This is a genomic window from Flavobacterium aquidurense (assembly GCF_001404985.1).
GTDB classification, from domain to species: domain Bacteria; phylum Bacteroidota; class Bacteroidia; order Flavobacteriales; family Flavobacteriaceae; genus Flavobacterium; species Flavobacterium aquidurense_B.
The window spans coordinates 578,033-601,879 of the sequence record NZ_JRLF01000006.1; the positions used below are offsets into that span (position 1 = coordinate 578,033).

Below are 23,847 nucleotides of genomic sequence, written 5' to 3' on the forward strand. Positions count from 1 at the left end.
GTTTGATTATGAAAACAAAAAAAATGATTCCGTTTTATTTTAAAGCGATAATTCTTTTGTTGTTGCTAAGTTCAAAACAAAGCTTTGGACAGCAGCAAATACAAGAAACGAATATAAAAATATTGCCTGTTTTATGGCAACAAACCTCAGCAGAATATCGGGCATTATGTTATCAGGCTTTTAATTTAGCTTCGCTTCGTCTTAAAGAAATTCCCAACCAACAAATTAAAAAGCGAAACTTAGCCATTATCACTGATCTGGATGAAACGATACTGGATAACAGTGGTTTTGAAGCGCATTTGATTAAAGAAAAAATACAAATCAGCGATCGTGAATGGAATCTCTGGACAGATCAATCAAGAGCATTAGCAGTACCCGGAGCTGTATCTTTTTTGCAGGAAGCCAGCAAAATGGGGATTACTATTTTCTATGTTTCAAATAGGGATACAAGTGCAGTAAAGAGTACTATACTTAATTTACAAAAACTCAAATTACCAAATGCAGATGCCCAACATTGCCTCTTTAAAAAAGAATCATCTTCTAAAGAAGAACGGCGATTGGCAGTTGAAAAAAACTATAATCTTATCATGCTTCTTGGTGATAATTTAAATGATTTTACAGCTGCTTTTGAAAAAAAGAATATTCCGCAACGCCTCACGGAAACGGATAAGGAACAAAATCAATGGGGCAAAAAATTTATTGTGCTTCCAAATCCTGTTTATGGTGAATGGGAAAATGCACTTTATAATTATGTCCAAAATAAAATAGAACCCGAAAGAGAACAAAATCGTCTGAATCTTCTTGTAGAATAATTCGGCATTTAAACTATTGTTTTCAAAACAATATCCATATTTTTTTAACCATTAATTTCAATTTACAATGAAAAACAATTATTTCAAACTGATTTTCCTATTTGCTTTAGCAACTTTTGCAGTTTCGTGCAGTAATGACGACGATAATACTACTGAAACACCTGAAGAAACACTTACCGAATACAAATATTTGAGAGTATTGCTTTCTGATGAAAAAACAAACGAACTTACGCTTGTAAATCCTGTTGATGCAACAACAGCATCTTTTAATGCAAAATTTGCCAAGTCAGCTCTTTATACAACAGAATCAGGTCGATATGCAGGGATTATACACCGGGCAGATAATACGGTTGAAACTTTTGACAGCGGATTCGAAAGTCACGGCGATCATGTTGACGTAGACGGAATTCCGAAATTTGGTGCCTTAACTGGTCAGTCACTTTTACCTACCCATTTTAAAAGTAAAATAGGAGAATTGATGACTTTTAATGACGGAGATGGTACTTTATCCGTAGCCAAAGAATCTGAAATCAATACCGCCGGAGCTAAATTTAAAACGATAAATGCCGGTTTATTAGCGCATCACGGTGCTATGGCAACTTTCTCGAACGGAACTTATGCCATTACCCAAAAAGACAATTCGGTTGCGGGAACGTTGCCGGAGAAAGTGAAAATAATTGATAACACGGGTAAAACACTTTTTGAATCTACTGTAGCCACAAAAGGAATCCACGGAAATGCTTCTGACGGAACGTATGCCGTTTTTGGCTCTGCAAGTGGTGTTCTTGTGGTAGAAAGCTCCGGAAAACAAAAACTGATCGCACTTCCTGAAGATTTTGGAACGGCATGGTTTGGCAGCATTTTAGAAACTAAGGCCAAAGGAAAATTTATAGGATTCACTGCCGCAAAAGGAGCTTATTTAATTGATGTTCTAAATGCAACCATAAAACCAATTTTGCAAAGCACTACCATTACACAATGTAAAGTAAGCTACAATGCCAGTAAATTAGGAATTTTATTGCTTTCAGGTGATTTTAAAGTTTTTAACCTAACCAGTTTACAGCTAGAAAAAGAAGGAAAAGTAATTCCGGAAACTGCAAGCGATGCTACTTTGAAACCTCAAATTCAGTTAACAGAGAATTTTGCCTACATCACTTCACCAGCCACAGGAGAATTATTACAGCTTAATTTATCGACTATGACAATTACAAAGAAAATAAAAGTTTCAGCTACACCTTATATGATTACTATTCTGGGTTTTGAGAATAGTAAAGGTCATTAAGATTTTGGGAGGTTGTTTATTAAGAGGCTGTCCGTAAAAAGGCAGTCTTTTTTTCGTCGTATTTGTAGCATAATGTTTGTCATCTCGACCAAAGGGAGAGATCGCATTAGCAATTCCTTAAAGAAAATCGCCAATCTTTGTCGAGTTTCGAGTGTGATATCTCCCTTTGGTCGACATGACAAGATTGCGGATAACAACTTTAACAAAGATAACAATGCATTAAAAAAAACTAGTGAAAACCCGTATAATCCGTATAATCAGTGGGCAAAAATTACTGCATAAAAAAAGCCGGATATTATCCGGCTTTACTATTTTTTATGATTCGCAACTACTGCAAGTTACTAAACTTGTAACAAGTTCTTTAGAGACACTTTGACTGCGTTGGTAATACAAACTCTTGATTCCTAATTGCCATGCTTCGATAAGCAAACGATTTACTTCTTTGATAGGTAAGTCCGAAGGAATATTCAGGTTGATACTTTGTCCCTGATCGACATATTTCTGACGGATCGATGCTTGCTGCACAATCTCTAACTGACTGATTTCTTTAAAGGTTTTAAAAACATCTTTCTCATTTTGACTCAATTGGCTCATGTGTTGCACACTTCCTCCATTAAGCATAATTTCTCTCCAAACCTCTTCATTATCAAGACCTTTTTCTTCTAACAATGTTTTTAGGTATTTGTTTTTACGCATAAAATTACCTTTGCTCAATCCTGCTTTGTAGTAATTACTGCTAAAAGGCTCAATTCCAGGCGAAGTTTGTCCTAAAATAGCCGATGATGATGTTGTAGGAGCAATTGCCATTGTGGTGGTATTACGTCTTCCGTATCCTTTTAGCAATTCTGGTTCACCATAAATTCGGGCTAAATCCTGCGTTGCTTTATCGGCTTTGTCACTGATGTGTTTGAAAATTTCTGTTGTTTTCATTTTGGCTTCAAGGCCTTCAAACGGAATCATATTTTTTTGCAGATACGAATGCCATCCTAAAACTCCAAGTCCAAGTGCACGGTGTCTTTTTGCAAAACGATTGGCAGCAGACAGGTAATAATTACCTTCTGTTTTTTCTATGAATTCCTGTAATACAGCGTCAAGAAAAAAGATTGCGAGTTTTACGGCTTCAGTATCTTTCCATTCTTCATATAGTTCCAGGTTCATTGATGATAAACAGCAAATAAATGATTCATCAATACTGGATGGCAACATAATCTCACTGCAAAGATTACTGGCATTAATGCGCAGGTTTTTATCTTTATAAACTTGTGGTTTGTTCTTGTTTACGTTGTCACTAAAAAAGATATAAGGCAATCCTTTTTGCTGACGGCTTTCTAGAACTTTTGCCCAAATTTGTCTTTTATCACTATCTCCGTCAATCATTTCCTGCATCCAGTAATCCGGTACACAAATTCCGGTAAACAGGTTTTGGATTGGATTTCCAATGCTTTTTATCTTCAAAAATTCTTCGATATCCGGATGGTCCACGTCTAAATATGCAGCAAAAGCTCCTCGGCGAACGCCACCTTGCGAAATAGTGTCCATAGTGGTATCAAAAAGTTTCATAAAACTTACCGCTCCACTACTCTTTCCGTTATCGGTTACGGCGCTTCCTCTTTCTCTCAATTCACCAAAATATCCTGAGGTTCCGCCACCAATTTTGGTTTGCATGATTACCTCACCCAATTTATGTGTGATTCCTTCAATTTCATCCGGAACGTGAACATTAAAACACGAAATTGGCAATCCGCGTTCTGTTCCCATATTTGCCCAAACCGGTGAACTGATACTCATCCAGCCACGTTCGATCATTTCTACAAAAGAATCTTTTAATTCAGGTTTATATAATCTTTTTGCTGCAGCAGTACAAATTCTGTCAATTGCACCTTCTACAGTTTCACCTTTTAAAAGATATCCACGATTTAAAATTTGCTCACTTTCAGAGTTTTTCCACCACATTTTATTATCTGCTTCGCTCAAAGGAGCGCTATTTCCTGAAATTGTATCTATTGTATTCATACTTGTAATTTGCTGTTTAGAAAAGGTCGTTTGCCGTAATACTTTTATCGTGTTTGGTATATTCTACCGGTCTTTTCGCAAAGAAATCATCCAGACTATTGGCAAAAACCTCTTCTTCAAACCATGCCATTGCCTTATAATCATCAGCAGGAACATTAAATACGGTTTCAATGCCTATTTGGGTTAAACTTTCGTCTAATCTAAATTTCATAAAATTCACCAAATCTGCTTTTTTGATACTTTCGATTTCACCTTCTTCAAATATCCAGTCTAATATATCTGCTTCTACAGCTATAGAATGCTTTACGGTTTCCCTGATAAGAGCCAACGTTTCTTCATCGAAAAAATCAGGAAATTCTTCTCGTATTTTATTGATGATATAAATTCCTCCATTAGCATGAATTTGTTCGTCTATCGAAGTCCACGCAATAATATTGCTTACATTTTTCATGTATCCTTTAAATCTTGTAAAAGACAATAAAATCGCAAACTGACTAAAAAGCGATACATTTTCGATTAGAATACTAAACAATATAAGGGAAACCACATACTTTTTATTGTCTTGTGATTTTGTATCCTTTAGTACATCAGATAAATAATCAACACGTTTACGGATCACCGGAATGTCCATTAATTTTTCGAATTCATCATTATACCCTAATACTTCCAAAAGGCGTGAATAAGCCTCGGAATGCCTGAATTCACATTCGGCAAAAGTACTCCCTAAACCATTGAACTCCGGTTTTGGAAAATGCTCATAGATATTACCCCAAAAACTTTTTACCGCTACTTCTATCTGTGCAATTGCCAATAAACTATTTTTGATAGCCGTTTTTTCAGCAGCATTCAAATGCGAATGAAAATCCTGAGTATCAGCTGTAAAATCAACTTCAGTATGAACCCAATACGCTTTATTTATAGCTTCTGTAAATTGTAATACCTCCGGATATTCAAAAGGTTTATAATTGATTCTTTTATCGAAAATAGACATATGTATAGTATTAAATGGTGACGTGTTATGAATAAAAATGAGACATTTATTTGGGGGATTTTAACGTCATTTCTATAACTGCAAAATTAACCCACTGTTCTTCTTTTGACCAAGATTTGGTGTTAAAAAACCATGCAATTATCAACAGGTTGCAGACTGTTAAAATCGATCTGAAATTCATTTTTATCAACACCTTTATACTATTCCGTAATCATCGACGCATCAGCTATTTGTACTAAATCTAAATAGAGTTATCAACATAAAAAAGTACTCGAATATCCTTTTGCAAAAAAACAGTTATCAACAGGTAAGTTCTAAAAATTAATCTTTTTACTACAAAATCATTCAGATTAAAAAAATAATTATCGCTTAATCATCCATTTTTTAAATGATGCCATAGAATGCAAAATCGATTTATTTTTTACTTTTAAAATTAAATAAAAAACTGATTTAAAGGCATTTAACTTTGTAATTTAATCTCTTTCAATTGCTCTCATTTTGACTAAAATCTAAAAAAAAGCACTATTTTAAGCATTATCTCAATGAAAATCGCTCATAATTAAAAGTTACCGTAATTTTGCACAACTTAAAAAGAGAAATTATGATTATCAGAAAAGCAACAATTGAAGATTCAGAATCGATAGCCGCACTTTTATTGTTAGCGATGGAAGAAATTATCTATAAATTCATTGGCGAAAGAGACCCTAAAACTGCCTATTATTTTCTGCTTCATTTTGTTGAAACCGAAAAAAACCAATACTCGTATCAAAATTGTTTTGTGGCCGAAGATGGTGACGAAATTGTAGGGGCAGTTTCTATATATGAAGGAGGAAAATTACAGGAATTAAGAGAACCAATTGTACACTATGTACGTCTAAATTTTAATCCTGATTTCGACCCTGAAGATGAAACCCAAAGTGGTGAATTTTACATCGATTCATTGGGCGTAAGCCAAAATCATCAGGGAAAAGGTATTGGATCTAAAATATTGCACTTTTTGATTGAAGAATTTGTAACCCAAAATAATCTGACTTTGGGTTTATTGGTCGAAGAAGAAAATCCAAATGCTAAAAAATTATATCAAAAACTAGGTTTTAAACCTGTTGGAGTAAAAACACTGGTTGGGAAAAAACTTGAACATCTTCAGATTTCCTGATTTATTTTGTTTCAGGTTTTAGGTTTGAAATGAGAAATTGGAACCTAGAAATAAACCCGACAGTTTTTTAAAACCTGTCGGGTTTATTGCAGCGAAAAATTAAACACACTTATTAAACTATTAAATCTATTTTTTATGTTTAATAATGACGCTCAAACAGACAATGTTTTTATTTTATCTCTTATGATTTGAATCATAAAACATAGCTTTATACGAGGTTTAAATTTGTGAAAAATAAATTCTAAAAGAGTTTATACACACTTAAAAATTTAAATCCAAATAAATGAATCCACATCAAAAAGAACTCATTAAAGCCACTATTCCTATTTTAAGATCCAATGGCGAGGATCTTACCACTTATTTCTATGCCCGCATGTTTAAGAATCATCCTGAATTGAAAAACATATTCAATATGGGAAACCAGGCAAACGGAAGACAGAAATCGGCTTTGGCAAATGCTGTTTTGGCTTACGCCGAAAATATCGATAATCCAGGCGTTTTGATTCCGGTTTTAAAAGGAATAGGAACCAAACACAGAAGTCTTAATATCCAGCCGGAACAATATAAAATTGTAGGTACTCAATTGCTCGCATCTATTGCCGAAGTCATTGGAAAAGCAGCAACACCAGAAATTCTCGAAGCCTGGACTGTTGCCTATTATCAACTTGCGCAAATTATGATTGATATCGAAAAAGAAATGTATCAGGAAAATGCTGCGAAATCCGGAAGCTGGAATGGCTGGAGAAATTTTACAATCAAAAAAATAATAGCAGAATCAAGCGAGATCAAATCGTTTTACATGTATCCGGAAGATGGAAAAGAAATCACCAATTTTTATCCGGGTCAATTTATAAGTCTTCAGGTTTTTGTTGAAGAATTAGGGCTATTACAACCCAGACAATATAGTTTATCGAGTGCTTTTAATCCTGAATATTACAGAATCTCGGTTAAAAAAGAAACAGGAATCGCTTCAAACCCATCGGGATTGGTTTCGAATACACTTCATTCAAAATCCGAAGGCGATGTTGTTGCCATTTCTGCTCCGGCGGGATTATTTCACTTAGAAAAAGATACTGAAAATCCGTTGGTATTAATTAGTGGCGGTGTGGGTTTTACGCCAATGCTGAGCATGCTGGAAACGAATCTCAATACGATTCGAAACAAAAAAACAATTTGGGTGCATGGTTGCAGAAACGAATCGGTTCATGCTTTTAAAGATCAGATTGCTGCCTTAAAAAAAGAAGTAAAATGGCTTGAAACTTTTACTTTTTATGATACAGTAGAAAATCCGGGAAATCCTGCAAACCAAATTATCGAAGGCCGCGTTGACCTTGCAAAATGCAAAGATTCAATTTTATTAGAAGATGCCAAATTTTATATCTGTGGACCGGAAGTGTTTATAAAAACACAATATCAAGCTCTTATTGATCTAAAAGTGAATCAGAAAAATATATTTTATGAAGAATTTGGACCACAGCTTATTCATCTAAACTGATTTTTGTTTCAGGTTTCAGGTTTGAAATGAGAAATTGGAATCTAAAAAATAAACCCGACAGATTTTAAAAACCTGTCGGGTTTAAAAACATGAAACCAGAAATAAATTTAAACCCTTTTCCCACTTAACAAGATTTTTACTAAACGCTTCCTCGAAATTTGTGTTAACTTTTCATAACTAAAAGGGTATCAGACAAAAAGTTTTATATTTGCACTCGAAAAAAAATAAATACCACATTGTAATAAGGGCTGAAATGCTTCCTTATTTTTTAATTATTACCGTTGAAATTTACTTTTAAAAATACCTTTTCCGGCAGAAACTTCTTCATTTTAGGAATCATTTTCGTTGTTCTTACCCTTCTTTCTATTTATATATTGAGCGGTTTGATGACTCAAATCACTGAAAAATCAAATACGGCTATTGAGCAGCGTGGCTTTTTTAAAAAACAGGAAGTGATGGCGCAGGAATTGTCGCGATTTCTTGAAACTCAAAACGAGCTAAAAAGTGTTGTAGAAATGAGCAATACTAAAAATTTGTCTGAGAATTTGAAGGTTTTAAGTGCAATTCATGGCAATGACAACCTCGTTAAAAATAATTGGTTTCAGATTAATAATCAAAAAATAGAATTTACAGCTTCGGCTAAAAGCAAAAATTTAGAAACTTCGATAAACGAATATATCCTGAAAAACGGAAATCTAAATCAGTCTAATAGTATTGTCGAAGACCATCAGAACTTTTTCTGGCGCATTTACTATAAATATGTTGCTCAAAATGGTACTGTGATTCGCTACGGATATGATATTGATCTGCAATCGTTACAATCTTATTTCTCTACAATTGACCAGAAAGCGCCCAACTATGCTTTTGTGTTTAATAAAAAGGGAACTATTATTTATCATCCTGAAATAAAATTATTGAAAAAGAATATTTTTAAACTTACGGATCTATCGGCCCGAGATACCACTTTTACAGACATCGACAGCTTTAGCCGAAAAATAGCCCTTTCAGAATATTTAAGTCTTGACATTGTGCGATACACGAAACGGCTGAATATAAAAGGTACAGATTGGTATTTGTGTGTCAATTTCCCTAATAAGGTTTCAACGGAAGATGTAGATGCCGTAAAAAAGTATGCTTCGTTGATTTACTTTATTACAACAGCCATTTTAATTGTGTTCTTTTATTTGTTTACCATTTTTACCCGAAGAACTTTTCAGGAAAAAGAAATCTTATCGCAGGAAAAAAACAAGCTTCTCTTAGAAAACGAAATGATCAATAAGGAGAAAGCATTAATTCAGCTGCAACAATTAAAGGAACAGATAAATCCTCATTTTCTTTTTAATTCCCTCAATTCGCTTTATATGCTTATTGATAATAATACCGGAGTAGCCAGAAAATTTACATTGAACCTTTCTAAAATTTACAGATATCTTATCAATCCTCCGTTGAACAATATTGTTACGGTTCAGGAAGAATTGCTTTTTATAGAGAAATATATTTTTCTCCAGCAAACCCGATTTACTGAAGAGTTTGTTTTTACTATTACTATCGAAGATGAAAGTATACTGGCGAAAAAGGTACCTTATCTGGCTTTTCAGATTGCGGTAGAAAATGCCATTAAACACAATATTGCTTCTGAAGAAAGTCCTTTAAAAATCACAATTGACATTAAAGAAAACGTTGTAATTATTACCAATAATTTAAACGAAAAGCAAAACTTCGAGAAAGAATCCAAGTTTGGTCACAAATACTTAGAAAGTATCTATAAATACTATTCTAAAAACAATTTTAAAACCTATAAAAAAGACGGTGATTTTACTTGCATTTTACCATTAATTGGATAAAAAAAAACATTCACTCCCGAAAAAAAGCCACTCACTCCATTTTGCTTTTTTTAACGTAATCCCTGCAATATTTTTAGCAAAAAATTAACCTAAACTTAACTTTCTATGAGAGAAAAGGCAATGTTGAGAAGTCTGAAAAATATCGCTTTATTGATATTGGTACTGAATACGAGTACTGTGATTTCTCAAAAAAAGAACAAAAAGAATAAAGAAGACAAAACAGAACAAGTTAAGGATTCAATAAAAAATTCGAAAGGACAAAAATACGACGATCTTATAAAAAAAGGAACATTCAAAAAAGGATTGTTCAATACCATTCAGGTAAAAACAGATCTGTATCTGGAAATCAATGATTCGCTTTTTCAGAGAGAATTTCTGGTTGTCAATAAAATTTCAAACGTTCCGTTGCCGGTTAATGATGCGGGATTAAATAAAGGAATGAATTATGAGAATAAGATCATCACCTTTCATAAAGATCTTGTTGCTAAAAAAGTGTGGGTAAAATCATCTGTACCAAAGGTTTCATCGCCAATTGGCGATGCTATTACTGCATCAGTAAACAATAACTTCTCTGAATCTATTATTGAAGTTTTTGATATCGAAACCAAAAATAATGATTCGACATCTGTAGTAATTAAAGCCAATAAAGTTTTTGACGGGAAACAAAAAAGCTTCAATGATGTTTTGAGCAATATTGGTTTTGGAGGATCTGTAAAATCGGAACTATCGTATATAGAAGGAGTGAAAACTTTTCCTAAAAATATTGTTGTTAAATCTCAGCTTACCACATCTGTTAGTGAGGGCGGTCCTTCCTTATCGGTTACCCTTGGGGTAACTTCTAATATTATTTTACTGGATAAAGTTCCTATGCAGGCTCGTTTTGCTGACAAACGAATTGGATATTTCTCAGAAAAACATTGGTATTTCAGCGACAGCCAACATGCAATGTTAGAAAAAGAACTTATCACCCGCTGGAGATTAGAGCCGAAAAAAGAAGATATAGAAAAATACAAAAGAGGCGAATTGGTAGAGCCTAAAAAACCTATTGTTTATTATATCGACCCATCGACACCCAAACAATGGCGCTCTTATATTATTGAAGGTGTTCGCGACTGGCAGGCTTCCTTTGAAAAAGCAGGATTTAAAAATGCAGTTATTGCAAAAGAACCTACTGAAGAAGATACAGATTTTGATATTGATGATGTTCGTTACTCGGTCATTACCTATGTGGCTTCACAAAAATCGAATGCCATGGGACCTGCGGTTGTAGACCCAAGAAGTGGTGAAATTATTGAGTCTGATATTATCTGGTGGCATAATGTAATGACGTCATTACAAAGCTGGATGCGTATTCAGACCGGAGCAATTGACCCAAAAGCGAGAGGAAACAAATTTAGTGATGAACATATGGGAGAAGCAATTCGGTTTGTTTCGTCGCATGAGGTTGGACACACTTTTGGTCTGAAACACAACATGGGCGCTTCGTTTGCTTATCCGGTAGAATCATTAAGATCACCTGCTTTTACAGCAAAAATGGGCGGAACTGCTCCATCAATCATGGATTATGCGCGTTACAATTATATTGCACAGCCTGAAGACAATGTAGAAGCAATTACCCCAAAAATTGGCGAATATGATAAATATGCTATCGAATGGGGTTACAGATGGTATGCAGATCAAACCGAAGAGCATAATGCATTGAATGCACTAATTGCAAAACACCAAAATGATCCCATTTATTTTTATGGAGAGCAACAAGATGGTGACAGCACGATAGATCCGCGCTCACAATCTGAAGATTTGGGTGATGATGCCATGAAAGCCAGCGAATACGGACTTAAAAATTTAAAAAGAGTTGTTGGTAAAATCCTGGAATGGACGTATGATAAAGACGAATCTTATTACCAAACCGGTAAACTTTATATTGGTGCAATTGGGCAATGGAATCTTTACAATTACCATGTTTTAAGCAATGTAGGCGGTATTTACCTCAACAACACTGTTCACGGTGATAACAAACAAAGTTATGTTGCGGTTCCGGCTGCAATCCAGAAAAGAGCGGTTTCGTACTTATTAAGCAATAGTATTAAACTTCCGGAATGGCTGTTTTTTAATCCAATTCTGGATAAGACCAATCCGTTAAAAGATTCTCCTCTTGGGCCTTACGAATATACACCATATACGCTTGCGAGAGAATTACAATACGGGGTTTTATATAGTTTATTGAGTGATGACCGCTTGCTGAGAATTACTGAAAATGAATTGTTTCAGCGCAACGAAGCGAAGGAAAATGTGTATACGGTAACACAGCTTTTCAAAACAATTCACCAAAGCATTTTTGCTCCTACAATCCAGAACAAATCACTTACGATTATGGAACGTATGACTCAGAAAAACTATGTCGATGTATTGATTGTTTCTACCAATAAACTTTTTGAAAAAACAGATGTTAAAAAAAGTATTCAGTTAGAAGAAACTTTAAGTATGCCTCATTTATGTGATTATCTCGAAGAATCTAAAATGGCGCGCAACATCAATCAGTCTTCCCTAAAAAGAGTTTCTGAAGTTACTTCTGATAAAAAAGGAGAATTGAATCAGATTTTACAATTATTGAAGACGAAAAGAAATATTGGAAATCAGGAAACCAAAAATCATTATTTCGATTTGATCCAGCGTATCGAAAAAGCCTTAAACAACACATTATAATTAACACAAATCCAAAAACAACCCAATGAAGAATTTATTTTACATGCTGAGTTTCCTTCTTACCCTGTCCGGGTATGCGCAGGAAAGGACTATTAAAGGAAAAGTACTCGATGCCAAAGACGGACTGCCAATCCCGGGAGTTACCGTTTTTCTTGAGAACTCTTCTGTATCAAACAACACACAACAAAAAGGAGTTATTCAAAGTGCGAGCCTGGGAACCGTAACCGATTTTGATGGCGCATTTGAATTTAAAATAAACAGTAATGTCAAAAGTCTACGTGTAACTTATATGGGTTACCTGCCTTATACAATTGATATTACGGCACAAAACAATTATACTATTTCTTTAAAATCTGACGTAAGCGAATTAAAAGAAATTGTAGTAACCGGTTACCAAAAGATCGAAAAAAGAAAACTGACATCAGCTGTTGCACAAGTTGAAATGGCAGATATTAAACAAGCAGGTGTTGCGAGTTTAGATCAAATGTTAATTGGTCAGGTTGCGGGTGTTGCCGTAACACAGCAAACAGGAGCTCCGGGAACAATATCAAAAATCAGAATTCGTGGTACTGCATCTCTTAATGGTGCTCAGGATCCGTTATGGGTTCTTGATGGTTTGCCTCTTGAAGGAAATGATGTTCCTCAAAACTACGACAAAGACAATATTGATGTATTAAGTAATTTTTCTATCGCGGGCTTAAATCCTGAGGATATCAAAGATATTACCATATTAAAAGATGCTGCTGCCACTGCAATTTATGGAGCAAGAGCTGCAAACGGAGTTATTGTGGTAACTACTAAAAAAGGAAGAAAAGGAAGCATGAAAGTAGATTTTAATGTGAATACTTTCGTGACCCAAAAACCTGATTTTTCTAAATTAAACCTTTTAAATTCTTCTCAAAAAGTAGATTTTGAACTTTCGCTGGCTTCAAGAGAAGATTTGACTTACAGAGACACAAACGGAGAAATTTCCCGTATTCTTAATCAGGCTAATGAATTAGGAGCCTATAGAACGGGAGGTTTTTCGTCTCTAAGTCCAGCAACACAAAATTCGATCAATACTTTGAGAAACAACAATACCAATTGGGGTGATTTATTGTACCAAAGTGCAATCAATAAACAATATTCATTAAGCTTATCCGGTGGTGGAGAAAGATCTGATTACTATTTCTCTTTAGGTGCATATGATGAAGAAGGTGCTACTATTGGGACTGGTTTTAAAAGATATAACCTGACTTTGAAAAACAATTATGATGTAACAAATAAATTACGTGTAGGTGTTGGAATATTTGGTACGCAAAGCAAAAAAGAGTCTTATATTACAGATGCAGATGCTTTTACAAATCCTTCTAACTATTCCAGAAATGTAAACCCATATTTAACGCCGCTAAATGCTGACGGAAGTTATAATTATGATAAAGATATTAGTGGATATGCCGGTAATTATGTTCCTTTTAATATTCTGGAAGAAAGGGCAAATACCAATTACGAATTAACAACAAGATCTATAAAAGCGTTGCTTGATATTGATTACAATATTACAAAAGGCTTAAAAGCGAGTACACAAATTGGTTTGCAGTTTGATAATAACTCATCTGAAAAATATGCTGGTCAGGAAACGTACTTTACCAGAAAAGAAAGAGAAAAATCACGTGTATTTATTGATGATGTCGATACTTATTTTCTTCCTGCAGGCGGAATTATTCAAAATTCAAACACAGACTTTTTTCAATACAACTGGAAAACTATGGTAAACTATAACACTACTCTTGGAGGAAAACATGAGATAGAAGTTATGGCTGGTAATGAATTACGAAGAAACAATAGTACCTCTATTGCAACAAAAGGTTTTGGTTTCGACCCAAAAACACTGACTACGACCCAAATTATTTTTCCTAATGCAAATACAGCAGCAAGTGCAAACTGGAGAACGTATATGAAAAGTGAAAATGAAAATGCATTTGCTTCCTTTTTTGCAACAGCATCTTATACTTATGACCGAAAATATACTTTCTTTGGAAGTGTTCGTTATGACGGATCAGATTTATTTGGTGTAGACCCTAAATACAAATACTTACCATTATGGGCAGTTTCAGGTTCATGGTTAGTATCTGAAGAAAATTTCTTAAAAGACAGTTCGGTTATCTCTAATTTAAGATTACGTGCTTCATACGGTTTACAAGGAAATATTGATAAAAATACTTCTCCGTATGTAGTTGGGGTAAATCAGACAACGGTTATTTTACCGGGACAAACAGAGCCTGTTATTTCTGTATCATCACCTCCTAATGATAAATTAAGATGGGAGAAAACAACGAATACCAACTTTGGGATGGATCTTGGTTTGTTCAACAATCGTGTAAACGTTGTAACAGATGTTTATGGAAGAAAAAGCACGGACTTAATTGGTTTACAGTCGCTTCCTCTTGAAAACGGATTTGAATTTACAAATGCTAACTGGGCGCAGGTAACTAATAAAGGATATGAAATTGCTTTGTCTACACGAAACATTGATCATCCAAATTTTAAATGGAATACAACGATTAATTTCGCTCACAATAAAAGTACTGTAGACCGTATTGAGATACGATCAAACAGCTATTTGCCTTCAAGACAAGGACTCCCGGTTAATGCGGTATTTGCATTAAAAACTGCAGGAATTGATGAAAATGGATATCCTTTATTTGTAAATAAAAAAGGAGAAACTGTAAACTCACAAACCTTTTTTGCCCTTTACGACCCATATGCAGATTTATTTCCGGGAGTACTTTCTACAACAAAACTTACAGATGCTGACACAAGAGATTTGTTTACATATGCAGGAGATTTAGATCCTAAATTTACCGGAGGTTTTACCAACACATTCAAAGTTCATAATTTTGATCTTACAATTGCTACTACGTTCAACATCAAGCAAACTGTGGTCGAAAAACCAACTTTTAATGGTACAATTTTAGACCGTGGTCAAAACTACACTACAGATGCTCTTAATGCATGGTCACCAACAAATACAAGTTCAAACATTCCGGGAATCACAAGTGAGACTTCAGGAACAGGAGATTCATGGATGGCTTACCAATGGTATTCAGGCGGAAACCAAATTCAAATGTATAACTACCTGGATACATGGGTTCACGAAATGAGTTTTATGCGTTTAAGCAGTGTTCGTTTAGGATATTCGTTACCTAAAAAAGCAACAAATACCTTGTTTATGGATAACGTAAGATTTAGTATCGAAGGCAGAAATTTATTTGTAATCAGCTCTGATTATAAGGGTTACTTTGATCCTGAAACATACGGAAATATCTATGCACAACCAATCCCGAGATCAATTTCTTTAGGATGTAACCTAACTTTTTAAACTGATTTAAAATGAAAAATATATTAAAATACGTATTCTTTGCCAGTGTAGCCATCACTGCCGTAAGCTGTGATCATTATCTTGATGTTCAGCCCGTAGGTAAAGTAATTCCGGAAACCTTAACAGATTACAGAGCAGTATTAACAAAAGGATATTCTGCTTATCAGAGTCATAAATCATTATCTGCTTTAAGAGCCGATGAATTATTTTTGAATGAAGACAATGATAATTCTGTTTTCTATAAAGATATTTTTATCTGGAAAGATGCCAATCCTGATAAGCTTACAAACGTTTTTCCGTATGCGGGATTATACAACAGGATTTTTTATACGAATGTAATCATCAATGAAGCAAGTCAAAAATTAGCTCCTTCTGCAGAGAAAGATCAATTAATTGGAGAAGCTTATGCCTTAAGGGCCTTAACTTATTTTGACTTGATTAACTTGTTCGGGAAACCTTATAATGCTGCAACAGCTGCAACAGACAAAGGTGTTCCTCTAGCTTTAAAAATTGATTTAGAACAGGCTTATGTTCCGGAAAGTGTCGCTGTAATTTATGATCAGATTGTTTCTGATAATGAGCAAGCTATAAAATTGCTAAACTTAGACACTCAGGCAGCCGGTATGAATTACCGTTTCTCGAAAGTTGCCTTATATACTATGGAATCTCGTGTTTTCCTGTACAAAAAAGAATGGGCTAAAGCAATTGAAGCAGCTGAGAAAGCAATGACTTACAAGAATACTTTAACCAACCTGAACACAACAGCGGTTTTACCAAACTTATATAATGGCGCAGAATCAATATTAGCACTTGAAGATACCTTTATCAATCTTCTAAAAGGGACTTCATATGTATCACCGGCATTAATTGGTGCCTACGATAAAACAAACGATTTACGTTTTGCATTGTATTTTCAGGCAAGCGGAAGCAGGTTCAGATTTAAAAAAGGTGGCGATATCAATCAGAAATGTACGTTTAGAACCTCTGAATTATACCTGACAAAAGCAGAAGCATCAGCCCGGTTAAGTGATCTTGCAACGGCAAGAACAACCGTATTGGCTTTTATCAAGAACAGATATAAAGCTGTAGCTTTTAATCAATTAAGCACATCGATTGCTGCTATGACACAAACACAAATTCTTGATTTTATAGCTCAGGAAAGACAACGTGAGTTTGTTATCGAAGGTCATCGTTGGTTTGATTTAAGAAGAAACAATCAAAAACAAATCATTCATACCTTCAAAGGTGAAGATTACACCCTGATAGAAAATGATCCGCGTTATACGCTGCCATTTCCCCAAGAGGCACGTTTAAACAACCCTGAATTGTAATTGAATCAGCTCCGTTTTTTAACGGAGCTTTTTTTTAACTTTACTGAAAATTAAATATAATGAAAATAGTTATTATTGAAGACGAACATCTGGCTTCAAGCTATCTCAAATCAATATTAGAACAACAAAACATAATCTCCATAAGTAAAATAACAGTACTGAAATCCGTAAAAGATTCCGTTGCTTTTTTTACGAAAAACAGTGTTGATCTTGCCTTTATGGATATTCATTTAGGAGACGGTAAAAGTCTGGATATTTTTGAGCAGGCAACCATTTCATGTCCCGTTATTTTTATTACAGCCTATGATTCATATGCCGTAAAAGTCTTCAGGCATTTTACAATAGATTATCTTCTAAAACCTTATGAAGAAGAAGAATTATTAGAAGCTTTAAAGAAATATAAAAACATCAAAGAAACTTTTAATACAAATTTAATTGTTGAATCTCTGGTCGAAATCGAAAATCAAAGCACTATTCAGCATCATTTTTTGGTAAATCACAGAGATAAACTCATTTCTATAAATGACACTTCTATCACTTATTTTTTTGCCACAGGAAAGCATATGTACATTTACACCAATTCCGGAAGTAATTATTTATACAACAGCAATCTAAAAGATTTAGTTAATAAACTGAGCCCAACACTTTTCTTTAAAATAAACCGAAAATATATCATCAACCGTCATCACATTCAGGAGATTATCAAGCATTCGAGCCAGAAAATCGAAATCCTTCTAAATGTTGCCGTTCCTGATTCGGAACCCATTATTTTAAGCAAAAAGGAAATTAATAATTTCAAGAATTGGCTGGATTCTTAAGATTTTGTGTTTGATATATTTCAATACACAAAAATATCGTTATGCAATATATGTCGCTCCGCTGGAGCTTTAACAACAATTGGATTCTTATTTGCTATAAATATAATGCTTCTCTGGAGCTTTCTTTTTTTAGGTATGCTAAAAAAGTCCCAGCGGGATGTAATATTTATAGATAATTTAATATCCATATTTCAATAAGCCCCAGCGGGGTGAAATATTTATTAGCTATTCTTCTTTTTTTATTCTTTTCTCTCGCAGATTTAGTAGATTTTTTTTAATCCTTCTAATCCTTTACCCGATAGCTATCGGAGGTGGTATTATTTTTTTGCAACTCTAATCAAAAATTGTTGATATTTGTAAAAGCACTTCTCTCCTACTTTCAAAAACAAATGAAAAAAATAATCCTAATTTCCGTTATTACATTAATCGTTTTTTATATCATCAAAGAAAAGGTTTATAAACCTTATATGTGGAAAAAAGCAATCCATACAAAAGAACATCAACTACAAGTAGGGAGTTTTATTTTTAGCAAAGAAACAGGCATTAACGGAAGCCAGAGTTACCAAAAATATTATTTTGTATTCAAGGTTATCGAAATCAATGGCGATTATGTCCGACTGTCCGTAATCAGGCAATTGTCTCAAAAAGATAATCTGAAAGAATCTGATTTTTCTACCACTTCGGATCAATACAAAAGTTTAAAGCAGAATATTAAAAATCTGACTATTACTCCTATTTTATTCGAAGATTTATACAAAGGTGATGGTCCGAGATTCACTTTAAATGATTATTTACTGAATAAATATCCTCTTTTAAAACAATCCACCTATTATTACGAAGATATTCCTGAAGAGTCCAAAAACAAGCCAATACCGGAAAATCCAAATGATTTAGAAATGTATTTTAGTATGGTTTATTCTAAAAAAGAAATTATTGAAAAAGGACAACTTGTGCCCTGGACCATGACCAATAGTTTTAATAATAAACCTTTATTGTCTAACTACTCTAAAAATATAGATTTAATTCTAAATTAAATCTCACAAAAACCCAGTAATATCAAGGGTTTTAAAAATACTTTAAAAAATTTAATATTTTTTTTCAAAAATTTGTCCAATCTCGAAAGTTCAGTTGTCATTAGGGTATAACATTAAAAATTATACATTATGGAAACTAGAATCAATGCATTCGAAAAAGGTCAAAAAGCGTTAAGCACTTTATTTGCAATCACCGGTTATATCAAAAAATCAGGACTTGAAAAATCATTACTGGATTTAGTCGATTTTAGAGTATCACAAATCAACAGTTGTGCATATTGCTTAGACATGCACTCAAAAGAAGCTTTGGCAACCGGTGAAACTCCGCAGCGTTTATTTGGTTTAAGTGCCTGGAGAGAAACCCCTTATTACACTCAAAGAGAGAGAGCAGCTCTTGCCTGGGCTGAAGCCGTTACCGCTTGCGAGGTTCATGATGAAGTTTATGCCATTGCAAAAACCGAATTCTCTGATGAAGAATTAATCGATCTTACGCTTGTAATTACAACCATCAACACGTGGAATCGCTTTAATCTTGCTTTTCCTAATACTCCGGGAACTTACCGAGTAGGACAATTTGGATAAATAATTCAGGCTGTTTTTTATCTGAGGTAAAACACTAAATTTATATCTCAGATAAAAAATGGCTTTTTGTTGGAATAAACAGCAATCAATAACTTTTAAGAGATAAAATAATGAACGAATTTATATTAATTTTCAGAAGAGATTTTACAACCAAAGAAAATCAACCTTCACCTGAAGAATTGCAGCAGCATTTAAAGCAATGGCAAAACTGGTTTGGAAGTCTGGCTGCACAAGACAAACTCGCAAGACCTTTGCAGCGCTGGGATGGACAGGGAAAACTGGTCAGCAAAGCCAAAGGAGTTACAGACGGTCCTTTTGTAGAAATAAAAGAATCTATTGGCGGATTAATAATCATAAAAGCCAAGGATTACGACGAAGCAGCCGAAATTGCACAAGGATGTCCGGTCTTGAATTTAGGCGGAAATGTAGAGATACGCCAGGCATTGTAGAAGTGTGAGAAAAGAAAATAGAGGAAAGAAGAAAGAGGAAAGAAGTAAGAGGAAAGAAGTAAGAAGAAAGATTTTGTTATGGATTTTAAATCTTAGATTTTTCATGAACTATTTTTATACAATATTTATTATAAATTATTGACGATAAAATCTTTCCTCTTGCCTCTATATTCTATAATCTTGCCTCTTGCATCTAATCTCTAAACTCTTGCCTCTTTCTTCTAAACTCTTACCTCTTTCTCCTAAACTCTTAACTCAATTTATGAACCAGGAACTACTCCCCAACTTATTCAGGAGCGAATATCAAAAAATCGTTTCGGTTTTATGCAATCTCTTTGGTATTCATCATATTGAGATTGCGGAGGATATTGTAAGCGATACTTTTTTGACAGCATCAGAGACCTGGGCGATTAAAGGGATTCCTGAAAATCCAACGGCCTGGCTTTATACTGTGGCTAAAAACAAAACCAAAAACTACTTTAAACGAAATGATGTTTTCGAAAAGAAAATTGTAACCGAAATAAAATACAATTCCACATTAAGCAATCCGGAGATTGAAATAGATATGTCTGATAAAAACATTACAGATAGTCAGCTTGCGATGCTATTTACGGTTTGTAATCCTTCCAATTCTGACGAAGCACAAATTGCCCTTGCATTAAATTTATTATGCGGTTTTGGAATCAGTGAGATTGCCGATGCTTTTTTATCGAATAAGGAAGTGATTTACAAAAGAATCAACCGTGCCAAAGAGAAACTCAAAGAGGAAAATATCAAGATTCAAAATCCAAATCCAACAGAAATAAAAGAGCGAATCGATACGGTTCTTAAAACTATTTATCTTTTATATTCTGAAGGCTACTACTCGACTTCACAAAACACAACTTTACGAAAAGACCTTTGCGCAGAAGCCATGCGTCTTGTTTATTTACTGATTCAAAATCAAACTACCAATTTACCTGCAACAAATGCATTAATGGCTTTGATGTGTTTTCATTCGTCTAGATTTGATGCCCGAATAACTCAAAACGGTGAAATTATTTTATATCAGGATCAGGATGAATCGCTTTGGAATCAGGAATTAATAGACAAAGGAACATATTTCCTGAGCCAGTCCTCTAGCGGAAACACACTTTCTAAATACCATCTTGAAGCCGGAATTGCCTATTGGCATACCCAAAAAAAAGATACACCTGAAAAATGGCAGCATATTTTAGAATTGTATAATAACCTGATTATTTTAGAATACTCTCCAATTGTGGTTTTAAACAGAACTTATGCTTTATCTAAAGTAAAAGGAAAACAAGAATCAATCTCTGAAGCCGAAAAACTGAACCTTACAAACAATCATTTTTATTACTCTTTACTCGGCAATTTATATTCCGGTTATGACAATAAAAAAGCCCTGCAGCACTTTCAAACGGCACTTGGCTTAGCCAAAACTACTTCGGATAAAAATGTTATAACTAAAAATATAGACCGGCTTTGTTTAAAGGACTAAGAAATCTTTGGTTATAACCAAAAACAGCTATTTAATTTTTTGTCTTTATTTATCAATATTATGCTGTTTAGCTACAAAATCTTTCAAAAAAAGATTTAAAATTTATTTGAACAGCTGTTAAATCTTTAATAAATATTAATTGTTAATATTCTAGGAAAACGTATATTTGAGTAAACAGAATATTAAATAGCGTGCAAGAACAATCAAAATCACATAGTTTTATATTTCCCAAAACTCCTACAGGAGTAGACGGCCTAGATGAGATTACTGATGGCGGATTTCCGAAAGGACGGCCTACATTAATCTGCGGCGGTGCCGGCTGCGGAAAAACATTGTTATCAATGCAATTCCTCATTAGAGGTATTACAGAATATAACGAACCCGGGGTCTTCATGTCATTTGAAGAACCATCGGATGACCTTACTCTTAATGTTAAATCACTTGGCTTTGACCTCGAAAAGCTTAAAGCAAATAAAAAACTGGTCGTAGATCACGTTAGGGTTGAAAGATCTGAAATAGAAGAAGCCGGAGAATATGACCTTGAAGGTTTATTTATCAGGTTAGGTCATGCAATAGATTCGATAAAAGCGAAACGTGTCGTACTTGATACGATAGAATCTTTATTTTCAGGCCTGGATAATCAGGCAATTCTTAGAGCAGAGTTGCGCAGATTATTTCACTGGCTTAAAGCAAAAGGCGTAACAGCAATTATTACAGGAGAACGCGGCGAAGCAACTTTAACCCGTCAGGGATTAGAAGAATATGTTTCTGACTGTGTTATCGTTCTGGATCACAGAGTTATAGAACAGGTTTCTACGAGAAGACTTCGAATTGTAAAATACAGAGGATCTACTCATGGTACAAACGAATATCCGTTTCTTATTGATGAAGACGGTATTTCGGTATTGCCTATTACCTCATTAAAATTAGATAATGAAGTTTCATCAGATGTAATTTCGACCGGAGTTCCCGGACTAAACGAGATGTTTCAGGGTGGCGGATTTTATCGCGGAAGCAACATTCTCGTATCCGGAACTGCAGGAACAGCCAAAACTACTATTGCGTGTTATTTTGCCAATGAGCAATGCGAAAAAAATGAAAAAACAATCTATTTTGCTTTTGAAGAATCACCACAGCAGTTGGTTCGAAACATGAAATCAATAAATGTTGATCTTCAAAAACATATCGATAAGGGAACTTTACAAATACATTCCTCACGTCCGTCATTAAACGGTCTGGAATTGCATTTGTTAACGCTTCGCAAATTAATCAGGGAATTTAAACCTACTACGATTATCATTGATCCTATTAGTAATTTGATTACAGTAGGAAGCGAACACGAAGTGCGTTCGATGCTTGTAAGACTTATTGATATGCTGAAAGCAAATAATATTACAGCACTTTTTACCTCCTTAAACAAGCAAACAGATAACCTTAGACCTGATCTTGCAGAAGAATCTGTATCATCATTGGTAGATACCTGGATTACGGTTCGCGATATGGAAGGAATTGGCGAAAGAAACCGCGGAATTTTTATTGTAAAAGCCCGTGGAATGGGACATTCTAACCAGGTTAGGGAATTTGTAATTACAGATAACGGGATATCATTACTGGATGTAGAATTGGGACCACAAGGAATCCTTACTGGTGCTGCAAGAAAAACATATCAGTTCAAGAAAACAATTTCGGATATTAAGCTTCAAAATGAAATAAGCAGAAAAGACAGGGAAATTGAGCGTAAACGAAAAGTTCTTGAAGCAAATATAGAAGCGCTTAGAAATGAATTTGAATCTGCAGAGGAAGAATTAAGTATTTTGAAAGCTACAGAAGAATTACAGGAAAAGCTGTCTTCTAAAAAAAAATAGGATAAAATGAAAAAAGAAGCTGTAGCCGAATGGCAATTACGATTGTATATTGCAGGCCAAACGCCAAAATCAATAACGGCGCTGGAGAATATAAAAAAATATGCCGAGGAACATTTAAAAGGAATTTATAGTATTGAAATTGTAGATTTGCTTAAAAATCCGCAATTGGCAGAAGGGGACCAGATTTTTGCTGTACCTACATTAGTGAGAAAATTTCCAGAACCTATCCGCAAGATCATTGGTGATCTTTCGAATGAGGAACGAGTACTTGTCGGGCTTAATATAAAACCCTTAAACTCTTAAAAAAATGGATGACTCATCTGATGGCTCAAGTACAACCAAACATAAATTTATGCTTTTTGTTTCGGGTATGTCTGTTAAATCAGGTCATGCTATCGAAAACCTTCGTAAAATCTGCGATCAGTATCTAAAAGATAATTACGAATTAGAAATCATAGATATTAGCCGGGATACAGAACAGGCTCTGATACATCAAATAGTAGCAATACCCACATTGATAAAAACAGATCCTGCACCAAGGAGAATTATCCTGGGCGATTTATCAGACAAGGAAAAGGTATTAAGAATCCTAAACATACGCGAATAA

18 protein-coding genes are annotated in these 23,847 nt (G+C 34.4%); 16 read left to right on the plus strand and 2 right to left on the minus strand.

Annotated elements, in window-relative coordinates; translation table 11 throughout:
* Positions 1-8: 8 nt before the first annotated feature.
* The gene (locus tag RC62_RS04145) at positions 9-812 is read left to right on the plus strand and encodes a 5'-nucleotidase, lipoprotein e(P4) family (RefSeq protein WP_055092860.1); all 804 of its coding nucleotides are present in this window, start codon (positions 9-11) and stop codon (positions 810-812) included.
* Positions 813-879: 67 nt separating this feature from the next.
* On the plus strand, positions 880-2,094 hold the full coding sequence (locus tag RC62_RS04150; protein ID WP_055092862.1) for a hypothetical protein: 1,215 nt from the start codon (positions 880-882) through the stop codon (positions 2,092-2,094).
* Between the two features lie 315 nt (positions 2,095-2,409).
* On the opposite strand, the gene RC62_RS04160 is transcribed toward RC62_RS04150, so the two are convergent.
* Together RC62_RS04160 and RC62_RS04165 are read right to left on the minus strand one after the other, a co-directional pair.
* The gene (locus RC62_RS04160) at positions 2,410-4,107 is read right to left on the minus strand and encodes a ribonucleoside-diphosphate reductase subunit alpha (protein ID WP_055092866.1); all 1,698 of its coding nucleotides are present in this window, start codon (positions 4,105-4,107) and stop codon (positions 2,410-2,412) included.
* Positions 4,108-4,123: 16 nt separating this feature from the next.
* A complete protein-coding gene (locus RC62_RS04165; protein ID WP_055092868.1) occupies positions 4,124-5,098 on the minus strand; it encodes a ribonucleotide-diphosphate reductase subunit beta in 975 nt (324 codons plus the stop codon).
* Between the two features lie 601 nt (positions 5,099-5,699).
* Between RC62_RS04165 and RC62_RS04170 the strand changes: the two genes are divergently transcribed.
* From RC62_RS04170 to RC62_RS04235, 14 genes are all read left to right on the plus strand, one after another.
* Positions 5,700-6,254 carry a GNAT family N-acetyltransferase gene (locus RC62_RS04170; protein ID WP_055092870.1) on the plus strand — a complete coding sequence of 185 codons (555 nt, stop codon included), beginning with the start codon at positions 5,700-5,702 and terminating at the stop codon, positions 6,252-6,254.
* 283 nt (positions 6,255-6,537) lie between these two features.
* Positions 6,538-7,749, plus strand: coding sequence for an NO-inducible flavohemoprotein (hmpA, locus tag RC62_RS04175; RefSeq protein WP_055092872.1), 1,212 nt, complete (start codon positions 6,538-6,540; stop codon positions 7,747-7,749).
* Between the two features lie 281 nt (positions 7,750-8,030).
* Entirely contained in the window at positions 8,031-9,593 is a 1,563-nt protein-coding gene (locus RC62_RS04180) for a sensor histidine kinase (RefSeq protein ID WP_055092874.1), read from the plus strand.
* A gap of 105 nt (positions 9,594-9,698) precedes the next feature.
* On the plus strand, positions 9,699-12,299 hold the full coding sequence (locus tag RC62_RS04185; protein WP_055092876.1) for a zinc-dependent metalloprotease: 2,601 nt from the start codon (positions 9,699-9,701) through the stop codon (positions 12,297-12,299).
* Between the two features lie 25 nt (positions 12,300-12,324).
* Positions 12,325-15,660 carry a SusC/RagA family TonB-linked outer membrane protein gene (locus tag RC62_RS04190; protein WP_055092878.1) on the plus strand — a complete coding sequence of 1,112 codons (3,336 nt, stop codon included), beginning with the start codon at positions 12,325-12,327 and terminating at the stop codon, positions 15,658-15,660.
* Between the two features lie 11 nt (positions 15,661-15,671).
* Positions 15,672-16,991, plus strand: coding sequence for a RagB/SusD family nutrient uptake outer membrane protein (locus RC62_RS04195; RefSeq protein WP_055092880.1), 1,320 nt, complete (start codon positions 15,672-15,674; stop codon positions 16,989-16,991).
* Positions 16,992-17,050: 59 nt separating this feature from the next.
* Complete coding sequence (locus RC62_RS04200) at positions 17,051-17,809, plus strand: LytR/AlgR family response regulator transcription factor (protein ID WP_055092882.1); 759 nt, start codon at positions 17,051-17,053, stop codon at positions 17,807-17,809.
* Between the two features lie 389 nt (positions 17,810-18,198).
* A complete protein-coding gene (locus RC62_RS04205) occupies positions 18,199-18,843 on the plus strand; it encodes a hypothetical protein (protein ID WP_055092884.1) in 645 nt (214 codons plus the stop codon).
* 129 nt (positions 18,844-18,972) lie between these two features.
* Positions 18,973-19,425, plus strand: a complete 453-nt coding sequence (locus RC62_RS04210; RefSeq protein WP_055092886.1) for a carboxymuconolactone decarboxylase family protein — start codon at positions 18,973-18,975, stop codon at positions 19,423-19,425.
* A 110-nt stretch (positions 19,426-19,535) separates the two neighbouring features.
* Positions 19,536-19,874, plus strand: coding sequence for a YciI family protein (locus RC62_RS04215; protein ID WP_055092888.1), 339 nt, complete (start codon positions 19,536-19,538; stop codon positions 19,872-19,874).
* 262 nt (positions 19,875-20,136) lie between these two features.
* On the plus strand, positions 20,137-21,375 hold the full coding sequence (locus tag RC62_RS04220) for an RNA polymerase sigma factor (RefSeq protein ID WP_055092890.1): 1,239 nt from the start codon (positions 20,137-20,139) through the stop codon (positions 21,373-21,375).
* A gap of 191 nt (positions 21,376-21,566) precedes the next feature.
* Positions 21,567-23,240, plus strand: coding sequence for a circadian clock protein KaiC (gene kaiC / locus RC62_RS04225; RefSeq protein ID WP_055092892.1), 1,674 nt, complete (start codon positions 21,567-21,569; stop codon positions 23,238-23,240).
* A gap of 6 nt (positions 23,241-23,246) precedes the next feature.
* Positions 23,247-23,543, plus strand: a complete 297-nt coding sequence (locus RC62_RS04230; RefSeq protein WP_055092894.1) for a circadian clock KaiB family protein — start codon at positions 23,247-23,249, stop codon at positions 23,541-23,543.
* Between the two features lie 4 nt (positions 23,544-23,547).
* Positions 23,548-23,847 carry a circadian clock KaiB family protein gene (locus RC62_RS04235; protein WP_055092896.1) on the plus strand — a complete coding sequence of 100 codons (300 nt, stop codon included), beginning with the start codon at positions 23,548-23,550 and terminating at the stop codon, positions 23,845-23,847.

Bases quoted from the DNA above. Each gene is read 5' to 3' on its own strand.
- RC62_RS04235 (WP_055092896.1), top strand. From the start codon at position 23,548: ATGGATGACTCATCTGATGGCTCAAGTACAACCAAACATAAATTTATG.
- RC62_RS04205 (WP_055092884.1), top strand. From the start codon at position 18,199: ATGAAAAAAATAATCCTAATTTCCGTTATTACATTAATCGTTTTTTAT.
- RC62_RS04165 (WP_055092868.1), bottom strand. From the start codon at position 5,098: ATGTCTATTTTCGATAAAAGAATCAATTATAAACCTTTTGAATATCCG.
- RC62_RS04230 (WP_055092894.1), top strand. From the start codon at position 23,247: ATGAAAAAAGAAGCTGTAGCCGAATGGCAATTACGATTGTATATTGCA.
- RC62_RS04190 (WP_055092878.1), top strand. From the start codon at position 12,325: ATGAAGAATTTATTTTACATGCTGAGTTTCCTTCTTACCCTGTCCGGG.
- RC62_RS04215 (WP_055092888.1), top strand. From the start codon at position 19,536: ATGAACGAATTTATATTAATTTTCAGAAGAGATTTTACAACCAAAGAA.
- RC62_RS04150 (WP_055092862.1), top strand. From the start codon at position 880: ATGAAAAACAATTATTTCAAACTGATTTTCCTATTTGCTTTAGCAACT.
- RC62_RS04195 (WP_055092880.1), top strand. From the start codon at position 15,672: ATGAAAAATATATTAAAATACGTATTCTTTGCCAGTGTAGCCATCACT.
- hmpA (WP_055092872.1), top strand. From the start codon at position 6,538: ATGAATCCACATCAAAAAGAACTCATTAAAGCCACTATTCCTATTTTA.
- RC62_RS04220 (WP_055092890.1), top strand. From the start codon at position 20,137: ATGAACCAGGAACTACTCCCCAACTTATTCAGGAGCGAATATCAAAAA.
- RC62_RS04210 (WP_055092886.1), top strand. From the start codon at position 18,973: ATGGAAACTAGAATCAATGCATTCGAAAAAGGTCAAAAAGCGTTAAGC.
- RC62_RS04160 (WP_055092866.1), bottom strand. From the start codon at position 4,107: ATGAATACAATAGATACAATTTCAGGAAATAGCGCTCCTTTGAGCGAA.
- RC62_RS04185 (WP_055092876.1), top strand. From the start codon at position 9,699: ATGAGAGAAAAGGCAATGTTGAGAAGTCTGAAAAATATCGCTTTATTG.
- RC62_RS04200 (WP_055092882.1), top strand. From the start codon at position 17,051: ATGAAAATAGTTATTATTGAAGACGAACATCTGGCTTCAAGCTATCTC.
- RC62_RS04145 (WP_055092860.1), top strand. From the start codon at position 9: ATGAAAACAAAAAAAATGATTCCGTTTTATTTTAAAGCGATAATTCTT.
- RC62_RS04170 (WP_055092870.1), top strand. From the start codon at position 5,700: ATGATTATCAGAAAAGCAACAATTGAAGATTCAGAATCGATAGCCGCA.